We start from the raw sequence: 13,789 nt of genomic DNA, 5'->3' as shown, positions 1-13,789 counted from the left end.
TCCGGCGTCGCATTCCACGACCTCCTGACCGTATGGCTCAACAACTACGGAGGCATCCAATCAGTGATCAACGGAACCGGCGCAGCCGTCAGCTCTGGGAACGCGGGACCGGTGAACGTGGTCTCGTACCCGTGAGGTAGGTAGACGGTGGCTCGTACCTTCCAGGGGAGGGTACGAGCCACCGGGCGTTCGTGTTCGACAACCGCAGTCCGGAACCGCCGACGGATCCGACACGCGCAGCGTGCGATACGGCCCGGAGCAGGCGAAGATCGGTCTTCTCACCGGATGGAGGTCCGACCACGATGCCGATCACGCCGATCACGCCCGGCGCACTGGCCCGCTTCGTCCAAGCGGAAGAGGAACGCCTCGCCGAACGCCCGCGGACGCTCCCGTTCACCGTCGAGGAGTACAGGTCGCGCCTCGACCGGATGCATGCGCAGATGGCAGCCGACGAGATCGACACCTTGATCCTCACCTCGCCCGACGCCCTGTGCTGGCTGACCGGCTACAGCGGGCGCTGGTACCGATCGCACAGCAGCACCCGCTTCCCTTCCGTGCACTGCGTGGTCGTCCACCTCGGCCACGATCGGCTGTTCTTCGTCGAATCGCCCGCGCACGAGATGCTGGTGCGCCTGACCACCTGGGTGGACGACTTCGTCGGCGCACCCGAGTCCTTGGACGGCCCCGACGCCTCTCCAGAGGAGTTCGCCGCCTTCCTCGGGCGGGAACTCGTGTCGCGCGGTTGGGCCAAGGGAAGGGCCGGAGTCGAGCGCTGGAGCAGCGTCCCCAACCCCGCCGGCCTGCAGGCGATCGAGGTACAGCTCGCCGGACGGGGCTGTACGGTCCTCGACGCCTCCCCGACCATCCGGTCGGTGCGGCGGTTGAAGTCCCCGGCGGAGATCTCCGTGATCGAACAGGCTCAGAGCGCCTGCGACGCCGGACTGCGGGAGCTGCACCGACACGCGAGACCGGGAATGACAGAGCTCGAAGCCTGGAGTGCGTACATGGCCGGCGTGATCGCGGCGGGCGGAGAGCCGACCGCCATGCACGAGACCATGGCCGCCGGTCCACCGATGCCGCTGCTGCACGGAGTGAGCACGCGCCGCCCGATCGGGCCGGGGGAGTACTTCCACGCCGATGTCGCCGCCGCCGTGCACCACTACCACGCGCGGGCCACCCGCCCCTTCACTATGGGCCCGCCCTCAGGACCGGTCGCCCGGCTCTCGCAGATCATCGCCGGGGCCCATGACGTGCTGCTCCGGACCGCGCGCGTCGGCCTGCCGTTTCGCCAGCTGCACAAAGCGTTCCGGGACTACTTCGCCGGCGAAGGCCTCGGCGAGGAGGGCGTCGAAGGGTGGGCCGGCGGCTACGAACTCGGCGTCTCCTTCCCGCCCGACTGGGTCGGAGAGTTCTGCTGGGACAGCTCCGACGACCGCACCGAGGCCGTGATCGAGGCCGGGCTCGTCACGAACTTCGAGAGCTGCGCCCACCTGGCGATGGTCGACACCGTCGTGTTCGAAGACACCGGGGCCAGGCTCCTGTGCTCCCTTCCCCGTCAGGCGCTGGAGATCACCGCGTAGCCGTGCGGTGCGCGCTGTTGATCCGCGTCAGCTTCAGCGCCAGGTGCAGCGTCAACCGGTCCAGGCCGTCGTCCAGGTTCAGCCCGGTGACGGCCTCCACTCTTTTCAGCCGGTGGTACATCGTCGTGCGGTGGACGTGCAGCGCGTCGGCCGAGGCGGCGACGTCGCCGGCCCGGTCCAGGAACTCCTCCGCGCTGGTGGCCAGCAGATCGTTGGCCGGATCCGCGAGCAGGTCCCGGACGCCGGGGAACGGCAGCTCCTCGGCGAGCTGGTCGAAGTCCACGCGCAGCAGCATCGCGAACGGCCCGAGCGCCGACCAGGACGCCACGTCGCCGAACATCGGCAGCAGCAGCGCGGCCCGGACCGCGGTCGCGGCCTGCCGGTGGGCGTCGGCGACCGACTCCAGGCCCGGCCGGGCCGCGCTGACCCCGACCGCGCACCGGCGGCCAGGTCCGGCCAGCTCGGTGAAGCGGGCCCGGATCCGGTCGGCGACGTCGCGGGTGGAACCCTCGCGCGGCGGCCGGGCCGATCCCAGCACGACCACGGCCCGGCGGTGCTGGAGCAGGGTCAGGAAGGTCCCCGGCGGCTGTCGGCGCTGGACGTGCTCGACCGCGGTCTCCAATGCCAGGGAACTGTCGCGGTCGGACTCGCCGTCGATCTCCACCGCGAGCACGACCACGGTGGCGCTCGCGGACAGCAGCCCGTCGCTCTGGATCTCCTCGGCGGCGCGTCGGCGGTCCTCGGCGTCGGGCGAGAGCAGGTTCCGCAGCGCGGCCTCGGCCACGGACCGCTCGCGCTCGTGCAGCAGCATGCGGCGGTAGAGGATCACGCCGATGGTCTCCGCGGCGTCCACGGCGGTCTGGACGGTGCTGTCGGTGAGGTCTCGGTCGGCGTCGATGAGCCAGAGGAAGCCCAGCAGGACCCCGTGACAGCGGACCGGGACGCACAAGCGGGGCAGGAGGCCGTAGTCGGAGTCGGGGTGCCCTCCGATGCGGCCCGGCGCGGTCCAGTCGGCGATGCCGTGCCCCAGGACCCAGCGTTGCAGGTGGTGCGGGATCTCCCGGTCCAGGACCGAGCGCACCCGGATGGGGTCCTCGTCGCCGAAGTGCTTGCTGGCCGCGATCAGCCGGATCGCCTGGTCGTCGACGGCGACCGAGCGGCCGAGCCGCACCGCGAGCGCGTCCACCACGGATTGGACGTCGTCGCCGGCCATCGTCCCGCCTCCCGCCGTTCGCCGCTGGGCCATCATCCTCACCCGGATCGGCTCCGCGATCAACAGTTGTCGCGGGTTTTCGGCCCGAACGTGCTACAGCTGTCGGTGGGGCGGCCTGTGCGTTCCTCAGATCATGGAGGCATGGAGGAGTCATACAGCCACATCGTCGTCGGGGCCGGGGCGCTGGGGACGGCGACCGCCTACCGGCTCGCCCGGGGCGGCGCGCGCCGGGTCCTGGTCATCGAGCAGTTCGCCCTGGGCCACGGTTTCGGCGCGTCGGAGGACCACTCCCGGATCATCCGCCACACCTATCACGCCGCCAAGTACGCGACGCTGACGCAGGCGGCGTACGACGCCTGGGCCGAGGTCGAGGAGGAGAGCGGCGTCCGCCTCGTGCACAAGACCGGCGGCCTGGACCTCGCGGTGTCCGGGACCGAGGCCGCCGAGGTGGAACTGCGCAACTACCGCGCGGCGATGGACGTCTCGGGGGTCGGCTACGAGGTCTTGGACGCCGTCGAGATCCGCAAGCGCTGGCCGCAGTGGCGGATCGGCGACGATGTCGAAGGGCTCTACCAGGCCGACGGCGGGATTCTGGACATCCGCAAGGCGAACGCGGTGCATACCGCCCTGGCCCGCGCGCTCGGCGTCGAGTTCCTGCCCGAGACCGCCGTCACGGATCTGATATCGACGGACAGCCACGTCACCGTGGTCACCGACCGGGGCCGCTTCACGGCCGAGTCGGTGGTGCTGGCCGTCGCCTCCTGGACCCCGAACCTGCTGCCCCGGCTCGGGATCCGCTGGCCGATCAGCCTGAGCCAGGAGCAGGTGTGCTACTTCGTGCCGTCGGTGCTCCGGGACTTCACGATGGAGCGGTTCCCGGTGTGGATCTGGCACGCCGAACAGGTCTGGTACGGGTTCCCGATGTACGGCGAGACCGCGATCAAGGTGGCGCGGGACCTGAGCGGCCGCTTCGTCACGTGGGACACCCGGTCTTACGTGCCGGATCCGGCCGAGACCGCGAGAGTCGCGGAGTTCATCGCAGAGCTGATGCCCACCGGTGCCGGACCGGAGCTGCTGAGCAAGACCTGCGTCTACGACATGCCGCCGGACCGGGACTTCGTGCTGGACGTGCTGCCCGGCCACCCGCGGATCGCCATCGGCATCGGCTCCGGCCACGCCGGCAAGTTCGCCGCCCTGATCGGGCAGATCCTCGCCGACCTGGCCACGACTGGGAGCACGCCGTACCCGATCGATGCCTTCCGAGCCGATCGGCCGGCGCTCACCGATCCGGGGTTCGAGCCGGCCTTCCGGCTGGTCGGGTGAGGTGAACGGTCAGACCTGGTCCGGCTCGACGAAGAACCAGTGCTCGACGATCCGGCCGTCGACGACGCGGACCAGGTCCATGCCGCGGGTCTCGGTGCCGTCGGAGCCTGGGGCGCCGTTGAGCCGGTAGAGGTTGGCGACCCATTCGCCGTTCTCCAGGGTTCGCTCGGTGACGACCTCCAGGCCGGACGCCATCAGACCCTCCCATTTCCGCCGCCAGTCCGCGTGACCGACCGTCTGCCCCTGATCGCGGGACTCCGGGGCGATCAACCCGAGGGCGCCGTCCACGTCGCCCTCGGCGCGGGCCCTGATCACGGCCTGGACGACGTCGCTCGGTCCTGCTTCCGTACCCAACAGACTCACCTCCCGTTGAAACGGGGAGATGTCCCCGTTTCCTGGTGTAGGATGCTACGGGGACTACTCCCCGTTTCGCAAGGAGGCTCGGTATGCCGCCGTCACCGCCGCGTCGCGCCGACGCCGCACGCAACCGCGAACGGCTGCTCACGGCCGCCGACAGCGTGCTGAGCAGCCATGGCGCGGCCGCGTCGCTGGACGAGATCGCCCGGCTCGCGGGCGTCGGCAACGCCACGCTCTACCGGCACTTCCCGACCCGGGCGCGGCTGATCGAGGCCGTGTACGAGCAGCGGATCGGCGAGCTCTGCGACAGCGCGCGGGACGTCTCGGCGGCCCCGGACCCGGGTGCGGCCCTGACGACGTGGCTGCGCGCCGTCGCAGCGCACGTCGCCACCAGCCGCCTGCTCCGGGAGGCGTTCCTCGCCGACCATCCGGGTCCCGCCGACGTCGAGCCGCCCCAGGCGACCGCGTGGCACGAGGCGTTGTACGAGGCCGCCGCGCCGCTGCTGTCCCGGGCCCAGGACGCCGGCGCGGCACGGCCCGACATCGGCATCGCGGAGTTGCTCATGTTCCTGACCGCCGCCACCCGCACCGCCCCGCAGTCCGCAGACCGCGCTGTGGAGCTGCTGATGGAGGGCGTGCTCCCGCGATCTGTTCCGGCAGCCTGAGCCCACCGCTATGGTGTGCCGATGAGCACGAAGACAGGCATCGAACTCGGTGCGGAGGCTGCCCGCCGCCTGCGGCGGTGGGGTTCGGCCGAGTGCGAGATCGAGCCGGGCCTGACCGACGAGGAGTTCACCCGGATCGAGGACGAGCTCGGGTTCCGGTTCGCCGACGACCATCGGGCGTTTCTCGCCGCCGGCCTGCCGGTCAGCGTGCCGTACGACGACCCGCCCGGCGTCCTGCGGGCCTGGGCCGAGCCGTGGCCGGACTGGCGCGACGGCGACCGTGCGGCGTTGCGCAGGCAGGTGGCCTGGCCGCTTGAGTGCGTGGAGAACTACGTCGAGCACTACGGCTTCTGGCCTCCGGAGTGGGGTTCACGTCCGGAGGCTCTGGAAGAGGCACTGTCGGTGGCTCGGAAGGAGTTGGCCGAGGTCCCGGTGCTGGTTCCGGTGTACGCGCATCGGTTCCTGCCGGCCGGCCGCGGCACCCACGGCCATCCGGTCCTGTCCGTCTATCACACCGACACCATCTACTACGGCGCCGACCTGGCCGAATGGGTCCTAGCCGAATTCGCGGACGAGGGTACAAGCAAGCCGGGCCTCGACCGCGTGCCCGAGTCTCCGCAGGCGACGGTGCGGTTCTGGCGGGACGTGCTGTAGTCCGGCGGGCTCAGACCTTTGCCATTGCCATTGCCATTGTCAGTCGTCCGCCAGATGCCGATCGAAGAAGTCGAGCATGCGGACGCCGAGGTCGATCACGGCCGGTCGCTGCCGCACCCCGTGTCCCTCCTCCGGGTAGATCACGAGCGTGCTCTCGCGGCCGTGCTCGACCAGCGCGCGATGGAACATCGCGGCCTGCTCCGGCGGGGTCGCGAGGTCCTTCGCGCCGGCGACCAGCAGGACCGGCGTCCGGACCTGTGCGGCCAGATACAGCGGGCTGCGCAGGCGGTAGTCCGAGGCCGGATCGGACGGGTCGCCGGTCAGGCACAGGCGGTCGAAGCCGGGGAGGTTGGAGGCGAAGTGCTGGCTGACCCAGTCGGTCACCGGCGAGCGGATCACCGCGGCGGCGAAGCGGTCTGAGGTGGCGACCAGCCACGCCGACATGAAGCCGCCGTAGCTGTTGCCGGTGACGCCGATCCGCCCCGGGTCGACGCGGCCGGCCGCGACGAGCGCGTCGACGCCCGCCAGGATGTCGGTGGCGTCGGCGCCGCCCATGTCGTGCAGCCCCGCGCGGACGAAGTCCTGGCCGCGCCCGATACCGCCGCGCATGTTGGGATGCAGCACGGCGTAACCGTGCGCGGCCAGCAGCGGCGTCAGCGGAAAGTGCATCGACCACTCGTCGCGCCAGGCCCACACCGGGCCACCGTGGAGGTGGACGACCAGCGGATGCGGGCCGGGCCCGGACGGGGTGACCAGGATGCCCTCGATCGTGCGGCCGTCCGGCCCCTGCCACGCCACCGGTTCCGACGTGCCGCCGGAAGCGGCCAGGTACCGCGAGCCCGCGTGCGCCAGGGACAGCCGGCGTTCCGCGGCGCCGTCCGCGCTGAGCGTCGCAACGGCGCGCGGCTGCCCGTAGCCGTGGGTGACCAGGGCTGTCGTGCCACCGGACGCGGCCAGGTCGGGCAGCAGGTCGCCGCAGGTCTGCGACGTCCGCCACAGGGTCCGGCAGGCGCCCGAGGAGACCGTGTACTCGCCGATCACCGTGTCCAGGCCGTGCAGCGCGGCGAACAACACATGGTCGTCGTCCGTCCAGATCTGGGCCGTGATGTCGTCCCCGAACTCGGTGACGCCTCCGGTGGCCACGTCGACGACCGTGAGGCGCCCGGCGTACAGGCCGCGGTCGCTCATCCAACCCACCACCGCCGAGACCAGCGTGCCCGACGGATTCGCCGCCGGGATGCCCACCTGCGCCTCCGGTCGCAGAACACTGCGCAGCCGGCCGGAGGCGACGTCCAGGAGGGCCAACTCGGCGCCGTACCAGTCCGACTCGGTGGGCCCTTCCGACGCCACGCACACCACGGACCCGGATCCGGCCCACGCCGCCTGCCAGACCGTGGTCCCGGACGGCGAAACACAGGTCGCCTCGGAGCCCGCGAGCTCCACCAGCCATACGCGGCGCGCGCCGGACGGGGGATCTGCTCCGGAGACCTCCGGCAGCCAGCCGGGCAGCGACGCGTCCCCCGGCAGATAGCCCGAGCCGTGGACGTCGGATCGGGACGCGCCGGGCTCGGCCGAGCAGACCGACAAGGCCCCGCCGTCCGGGCGCCACGCGACGCTCTCGGGGAATCCGGGCACCGCATAGCGCGCCTCGACCACCAGCGCGGAACTCCCGACGACGATCTCGCGGTCCGGGCCGCCTGCAATCCAGGCCAGCCGCCGACCGTCCGGCGACCAGCACGGCGCGCTGCCCTCCGGCGCGGTGTCGAGACCGCCGACAAGCGCACCGGAGTCGAGGTCGAGCACCGCGATCCGCCGGACCGGCTCAGCCTCCCCCTTCGCCGTCACCAGAGCAGTGAAGGCGACTGCCCGACCGTCAGGCGACACGGCCAGCTCGACCGCGTTGTCCAGGTCGCCGTCCCGGCCCTCGACCCGGTCGAAGAACTCGGCGACAGTGTCAGCCCGCTTCATCGTCATCCCGTTCGTCATCCCTATCGCCGAGCCGGCATCGCTTCGAGCACGGCCTTCTCCGTCGCGAAGTCCTCCCGCGCGAACCGGTCGAGCCGATACGACGACGGGTCCACCCAATCCGATCCGCCGTCCAGCACCACATCCGCCAGCAACCGCCCGAGCCCCGGACCGTGCGTGACCCCGGCCTCATTGTCGCCGGTGAGCACGTGCAGCCCCTCGACGCCCGGCACCGGGCCGGCGAGGAACTTCCGGTCCGGCGTCATACACGGAATCCCCTGAAGCCACCACGACATCGAGATGTCGTGCGACGGCACCAGGGCCCGCAGCTTCGGCACCAGCACCTCGTCGAGCCGTTCGACCAGCTCTGGGAAGCCCGGCCGACTTGTGACGCCCACCGCACTGCCCATCTCGTACGACGGTGCGTACCCATCGCCGTTGCCCCAGGTGAGGCCGCCGCGATGCTCCCGGACCCAGAGCCCGTACAGGTCCGGCACCATGAGGGTCGGCATCGTGCCCGGCACCCCGGACGGCGGGGACACCACCCGCGTCGCCACCATCCGCAGCAGCGGCACCCGCCACCCGACCGCCGCCAGGAGTTCGTTCGTCCACGCCCCGCACGCCAGCACCACCTTCGGCGCGCGGATATCCCCGGCGTCGGTGCGCACCCCGGCTACGGCGCCGTCGCTCACGAGCAGTTCGGTGACCCGGGTCCGCTCCCTGAGCTCGCCGCCGAGCTCGGCGACCCGCGCGGCGAGCGCCCGGGTGGCACGCCCCGCGCTGATCTGGATCCCGCCGGGGTGCAGAGCACCGCCGAAGACCGCCTCCGCCGGAACGACGCCGCCAGTCACCTCGGCCACCTGGGCCGGGGACACCTCACGCGTCCCGGCCGGGGCCAGCCGGTGCCCGACGACCGGCTCGACCCAGCTCTTCCAGCCCTCCTCGGTGGTGGCCAGGTAGAGGTTGCCGTTGACCTTGCACTCGACGGTGGGGTCGGCCTCGGCCAGCGACCGGTAGAAGTCGATGCCGTACTGCTCCAGGGCGAGTTCGGTCTCGGTCAAGAAGTGCGCGTATCCGGCTGCCCACAGGCCGACGAAGCCCGCCCCGGCGCCCGAGGTGGCCGCCGCCGAGGTCCCGGCCTCGACCACCACGACCCGGCCCGCGCCGCGGGTGAGCAGATGGTGGGCCACCGACGTGCCGAGCACGCCCGCCCCCACGACGATGACGTCGGCGACCTCGTGTTCAGAGTGGTCAGACATCAGTACCTCTTCTTTTTGTCGTCGGTTCGTCGTCGGTCGCAGATCTGGAGGTTCTAAAGTCCGGCGTCGGCCAGGAGCTGCGCGTAAGCCCGGTAGAAGTCCAGGACGGAAGCCTCGTCGGCGGCCAGCGGCCCCGGCACGTACGACTGCGACCTGACACCCAGCTGCGCGCGCTCGCACAGTTTCCAGTCCTGCCGGTTGGTCTGGTCCCAGACCTTGATGAGGTTGTCGACGTCGTAGTCCGTGCCGGCCTCGGCGGAAGGGTGGACGAGCCAGCTCACCCGCACCTTGGTGCTGCCGAGCCCGTCGGGCGAGTCCGTCAGGACGATCGCGTAATCAGGGCTGCACACCACAGCGACCGTCGGCTTCAGGTGGATCGCGACGGTGTACGGATCGCGCCCGGCGGCGAACTCGCCGAGCAGCTTGGCGACCGCCGGCCGGCCGTCGACGGTCAGCGACACCGCGTCGGACCGCAGCGGCAGCTTCGCGTACTGCACGCGCCGGTCGTCGCTGCGCTGGACGTCGCATTCCCGCCAGTCGGGCTCGTTGATCGAGGCGAGGTCGAAGGCCTTCAGGAACTCGGGGTGGTTCGCCATGCAGTGATAGCACTCCTGGGCGTTCTCCCAGACCAGCTTCCAGTTCGCCGCGACCAGGTAGTCCTCGGTGTGCACGACCCGCGCCTCGGCCAGCGCGAACGGCGCGACGACGGCCTCGCCGTCGGCGAACAGGGCACCGACGCCCGGCCCGGGGTCGGCGGCGAGGTTGACGAAGACCAGCCCCTGCCAGACCTCGACGGCCACGGTCGGCAGCGGATGTTCCGCCGGATCGAAGTCCTTGCCCATCCTGGGCGCGCCGAGCAACGACCCGTCCAGGCGGTAGGTCCACTGGTGGTAGGGACACACGAAGCGCCGTGCGCTGCCGCAGCCCTCATCGACCAGGCGCGCGCCGCGGTGGCGGCACACGTTGTAGAAAGCTGAGATCGTCTCGTCATTGCCGCGCGCGACGATGACGCTCTCGTCGCCGCTCGCCACGGTCAGGTACTGTCCCGGCCGGGCGATCTCCGACACGTGGCCGGCGTACAGCCAGCTGCGCTGGAACACCGCGGCGAGTTCGGCCTCGTACAGCTCCGGCGAGGTGTAGAGCTCACGGGGCATGCCGGTACGCGCGGCGATGTGCTGCTGGACGGTTTCGCTATAGGCGGCGGTCATTCTTGTTCTCCTGACTCTTCTTCCGCACTGAGCGGCCAGCCGTCCAGGAACGCGCGGATGAGGGCGAGATAGCAGTCGGCGTTGGCGGCCTCGAAGATGGTGTGGCCGTTGTGGTTCAGGGTCAGCCACTCCGCGCCGGGGATGCCTTCGGCCATGACGCGGTTGGTGGAAGCGTCGGACATGTCCCGGCCGCCGTGGACGACCAGAGTCGGGACGGCGATCTCGGCCAGGCGCGCCTCGACGTCCCAGTCGCGCAGCGCGCCGTCGGCGAACCAGAGCCGGTAACCCCACAGCCCGCGCCCCGCCGGGCCGGGGGACAGGGCCTCGGCCGTGGCCAGTTCGGCCGCGTCCATGTCCCCTTCCGTCGCGAAGCGAGCGAGCCAGCGCGTGACGGCCGACCGGTACGCCGGCGAATCGTGGTCGCCGAGCATGTCGGCGGTGATCGCGGCGGCCGTCTCGGACGCCGACAGGGTCGCGCGGAGCTGGTCCAGGAAGCCGATGGTGATTCGCGCGGTGCTGGCCGCCGTGTTGGACAGCACGAGCCGGTCAGCTCGGCTGGGGCGGTCCAGGACGTACTGGAGCGCCAACATGCCGCCCCAGGAATGGCCCAGGATCTCGGTCCCAGCGAGCCGGTCGCCGAGCTCGGCGGCGAAGTGCCGGCGAACGGCTTCGACGTCCGCGGCCGCGCCTCGGACCGTCCACTCGTACTCCGGGCCCGGGACGTCGGACTTCCCGGTCCCGAGTTGGTCGAAGGTGACCACGGTGCGGTCGGCGCCGGCCAACCGGTGCAGCGGATCCAGGTACCCGCCGCCGTCGCCGCCGGGGCCGCCGTGCAGCCCGATCAGCAGCCGTCCGCCGCTTCCGGAAACCGTGCAGGACAACCGGAATCCCTCATCCGTGGTGACACTCACGTTCCTCCTCACGGCTCTCCTCCGGGGTGTCGGGCCAGCGTCGGCGCGGCGGCGATCAGCCGCCGGGTGTAAGGGTGCTGCGGCGCTCGCAGGATCTGCCCGGTCGGGCCGCTCTCGCAGACCAACCCGTGTTCCAGCACCAGGACCCGGTCGGCGGCGACCGCGACGACGCCGATGTCGTGGGTGATGAGCAGAACCGCCACGCCGAGATCGGCGCGCAGGCTCGCCAGAACCTCGATGATCGCCGCCTGTACCGAGACGTCCAGAGCCGAGGTGACCTCGTCGCAGACCAGCACGTCGGGCCGGGCGGCCAGGGCGCGGGCGATGGCGACGCGCTGGCGCTCGCCGCCGGAGAGCTGGTGCGGGAAGCGGTCCGCCAGCCGGGCGGGCAGCCGTACCCGCTCCAGCAGCGCGGGGACCTCCGCCCGGGCGTCGGCCGCGGACAGGCCGCGCAGCACGCGGCCGGGGCGCGCGAGGTCTTCGCCGATGCGGCGCCGGGGGTTGAGCGACTGGAACGGGTTCTGGAAGACGTACTGGATACCGCGCCGCTGCTCGACGGTGCGCTTGCGGATCCGGTCGGCGAGTTCCGTCCCGGCCAGGGTGATCGTCCCGGCCTCGGGGCGGTGCAGACCGACCAGGCAGCGCGCGATCGTCGACTTGCCGCTGCCGGACTCCCCGACCAGGGCCACGCACTCGCCGGCCGCGACGTCGAAGGTGATGTCCTCGGCCGCGACGACGGTTTCGGCGCGGCCCCGGTGCGTGGCGCGCAGTCCGGTGACGCTCAACGCCGCCGCCCGGGCCGCTGCCGCCTCGTGGGAGCCCAGCGCCGGACCGGCCTCGACCGGCGGTGTGGCGGCGTGGTGCAGGCAGCGGACCAGGTGCCGGCCGCCGGGGGCGAGGTCGGGGCCGGTGCCGGAGCCGGGGCCGGGGCCGAGGTCGATCAGCTCCGGCAGCGCCTCGACACAGGCGTCGGTCCGCTGCGGGCAGCGCGGGGCGAAGGGGCATCCGGTCGGCCGGTCCTCGACGCCGAGCGCGGTGCCCTCCATCGGGACCAGGGCGGTCGGCTGCCGGTGGTTCGGGATCGACTGGATCAGGCCCTTGGTATAAGGATGCCGCGGGTTGTTCAGCAGGTCCGCGGTCGGCCCTTCCTCCACCACGCGCCCCGCGTACATGACGGCCATCCGGTCGGCGATCTGGGAGACGACGGCCAAGTCGTGCGAGACGTAGACGATGGAGACGCCGCGCTCCTGGCGCAGCCGTCGTACTTCCCGCAGCACGCTCTGCTGCGTCACGACGTCGAGCCCGGTGGTCGGCTCGTCCATGACCACGACCGGTGGTTCGCAGCCCAGCGCCATCGCGATGGTGACTCGCTGCTGTTGTCCGCCGGACAGCTGGTGCGGCAGGCGGCGCGCGAAGGCGTCCGTATTCGGCAGGTCGACTGCCGCCAGCAGCCCTCTGATCCGCGACGTCCCCTCAACGCCGCGGGCCCTGATCACGTCGCCGATCGAAGCGCCGATCCGCAGCGACGGGTTGAGCGCCTGCCCCGCGTCCTGCGGGACGTAGGAGATCAGCCGTCCCCGCACCTCGCGCAACGCTCCCTCGGACAGGCCGAGCAGGGATTCGCCGTCGACCTCGACCTCGCCGCCGGCGATCCGGGCGCCGCGTGCGGCGTAGCCGAGCAGCGCCAGCGCCATGGTGGTCTTCCCGCTCCCGGACTCGCCGACGATGCCGAGCGTCTGTCCGTGCTCCAGCGCGAGGTCGACCCCGCCGACGATCTCCGCGCCGGCGGCGGTCTGGATCCGCAGGTCCCGGACGGTGAGGATGGGAGCGCCGTGCGCCGCTGGTCCGCTCATCGGTCGCCTCCGGACATGTCGTCGCCGAGCAGGTTGATCGCGAGCGTCAGCACTCCCAGCAGGGCGGCCGGGATCAGCATCGCCGACGGGTTCAGCGCGGCGCCGCCGCGGTTCTCCGAGACCATCAGCCCCCAGTCCGCCGCGGGCGGCTGAAGCCCCAGCCCGAGGAAGTTGACGCTGGCGATCAGCAGCACCGACCAGGTGAACCGCAGCCCGATGTCGGCGGCCAGGGTGCGCGAGATGTTCGGCAGGATCTCTCTGCGCAGCACGGAGAAGGTGCTCTCGCCCCGAGCCACCGCTGCCTCGACGTAACCGCGCACCGACTGCTCCAGCGCGGCGGTTTTGACGATGCGTGCGATCGGCGGCAGCTGGACCACCGCGCTGGCGATCACCACGGAGCCGATGCCGCGTCCGGCGGCGGTCGCCAGCAGCAGCAGGAACACCAGAGCGGGGAAGGACAGCAGGACGTCCACGACCCGCATCAGGACACTGTCCAGCCACGACCGCGAGTAGCCGGCCACCAGGCCGATCGTCAGGCCGCCGGCATACGCCAGCAGCGTCGCCAGGCCCGAGTACAGCAGGACACTGCGTCCGCCGCTCAGGACACGGGAGAGCACGTCGCGGCCCAGGAAGTCGGCGCCCAGCGGCAGCCGGCCGCTGGGCGGCGTGTAGGGCGCGGCCAGCGTCCGGTTCGGGTCGTGCGGTGCGAACCAGGTCCCGGTCAGGGCGATCAGGACCACCAGGAGCAGCAGCGCCAGCCCGACGCGTCCGGAGACGGTCCTGGGTATCACCCGAGTCATC

At 71.7% G+C, this 13,789-nt stretch carries 12 protein-coding genes; 4 read left to right on the top strand and 8 right to left on the bottom strand.

Features of this window, described 5'->3' with window-relative positions; translation table 11 throughout:
- The first annotated feature begins 302 nt into the window (after window positions 1–302).
- Window positions 303–1,580: a M24 family metallopeptidase gene (locus tag ABH935_RS46980; protein ID WP_370384514.1), complete on the top strand. Its 1,278-nt coding sequence runs from the start codon at window positions 303–305 to the stop codon at window positions 1,578–1,580.
- Here the strand turns inward: ABH935_RS46980 and ABH935_RS46975 are convergent.
- Window positions 1,570–2,793, bottom strand: coding sequence for a PucR family transcriptional regulator (locus ABH935_RS46975; RefSeq protein WP_370384513.1), 1,224 nt, complete (start codon window positions 2,791–2,793; stop codon window positions 1,570–1,572). The two genes, ABH935_RS46980 and ABH935_RS46975, sit on opposite strands and share 11 nt — an antisense overlap.
- Window positions 2,794–2,934: 141 nt before the next feature.
- Here ABH935_RS46975 and solA point away from each other — a divergent pair, with 141 nt between their 5' ends.
- Window positions 2,935–4,116 carry an N-methyl-L-tryptophan oxidase gene (gene solA, locus ABH935_RS46970; protein WP_370384512.1) on the top strand — a complete coding sequence of 394 codons (1,182 nt, stop codon included), beginning with the start codon at window positions 2,935–2,937 and terminating at the stop codon, window positions 4,114–4,116.
- A 9-nt stretch (window positions 4,117–4,125) separates the two neighbouring features.
- On the opposite strand, the gene ABH935_RS46965 is transcribed toward solA, so the two are convergent.
- Window positions 4,126–4,470: a nuclear transport factor 2 family protein gene (locus ABH935_RS46965; protein WP_370384511.1), complete on the bottom strand. Its 345-nt coding sequence runs from the start codon at window positions 4,468–4,470 to the stop codon at window positions 4,126–4,128.
- 92 nt (window positions 4,471–4,562) lie between these two features.
- Here ABH935_RS46965 and ABH935_RS46960 point away from each other — a divergent pair, with 92 nt between their 5' ends.
- Together ABH935_RS46960 and ABH935_RS46955 are read left to right on the top strand one after the other, a co-directional pair.
- Window positions 4,563–5,138 carry a TetR/AcrR family transcriptional regulator gene (locus ABH935_RS46960; protein WP_370384510.1) on the top strand — a complete coding sequence of 192 codons (576 nt, stop codon included), beginning with the start codon at window positions 4,563–4,565 and terminating at the stop codon, window positions 5,136–5,138.
- A 21-nt stretch (window positions 5,139–5,159) separates the two neighbouring features.
- Complete coding sequence (locus ABH935_RS46955) at window positions 5,160–5,792, top strand: hypothetical protein (RefSeq protein ID WP_370384509.1); 633 nt, start codon at window positions 5,160–5,162, stop codon at window positions 5,790–5,792.
- 39 nt (window positions 5,793–5,831) lie between these two features.
- On the opposite strand, the gene ABH935_RS46950 is transcribed toward ABH935_RS46955, so the two are convergent.
- From ABH935_RS46950 to ABH935_RS46925, 6 genes are read right to left on the bottom strand one after another with little or no spacing between them, the layout of a single operon-like run.
- The gene (locus tag ABH935_RS46950; RefSeq protein WP_370384508.1) at window positions 5,832–7,766 is read right to left on the bottom strand and encodes a prolyl oligopeptidase family serine peptidase; all 1,935 of its coding nucleotides are present in this window, start codon (window positions 7,764–7,766) and stop codon (window positions 5,832–5,834) included.
- Between the two features lie 14 nt (window positions 7,767–7,780).
- Complete coding sequence (locus ABH935_RS46945) at window positions 7,781–9,016, bottom strand: NAD(P)/FAD-dependent oxidoreductase (RefSeq protein WP_370384507.1); 1,236 nt, start codon at window positions 9,014–9,016, stop codon at window positions 7,781–7,783.
- A gap of 53 nt (window positions 9,017–9,069) precedes the next feature.
- Window positions 9,070–10,224, bottom strand: coding sequence for an aromatic ring-hydroxylating dioxygenase subunit alpha (locus ABH935_RS46940; RefSeq protein WP_370384506.1), 1,155 nt, complete (start codon window positions 10,222–10,224; stop codon window positions 9,070–9,072).
- The gene (locus tag ABH935_RS46935; RefSeq protein WP_370384505.1) at window positions 10,221–11,135 is read right to left on the bottom strand and encodes an alpha/beta fold hydrolase; all 915 of its coding nucleotides are present in this window, start codon (window positions 11,133–11,135) and stop codon (window positions 10,221–10,223) included. The genes ABH935_RS46940 and ABH935_RS46935 overlap by 4 nt, the downstream gene beginning before the upstream one ends.
- Before the next feature lie 8 nt (window positions 11,136–11,143).
- Window positions 11,144–12,988 carry an ABC transporter ATP-binding protein gene (locus ABH935_RS46930; RefSeq protein ID WP_370384504.1) on the bottom strand — a complete coding sequence of 615 codons (1,845 nt, stop codon included), beginning with the start codon at window positions 12,986–12,988 and terminating at the stop codon, window positions 11,144–11,146.
- On the bottom strand, window positions 12,985–13,788 hold the full coding sequence (locus ABH935_RS46925) for an ABC transporter permease (RefSeq protein ID WP_370384503.1): 804 nt from the start codon (window positions 13,786–13,788) through the stop codon (window positions 12,985–12,987). The genes ABH935_RS46930 and ABH935_RS46925 overlap by 4 nt, the downstream gene beginning before the upstream one ends.
- Between the last annotated feature and the right edge of the window lies 1 nt (window position 13,789).

Origin of the sequence: Catenulispora sp. GAS73 (assembly GCF_041262085.1) — a bacterium.
Taxonomy (GTDB): domain Bacteria; phylum Actinomycetota; class Actinomycetes; order Streptomycetales; family Catenulisporaceae; genus Catenulispora.
This window is presented reverse-complemented; position numbering and strand designations above follow the sequence as displayed.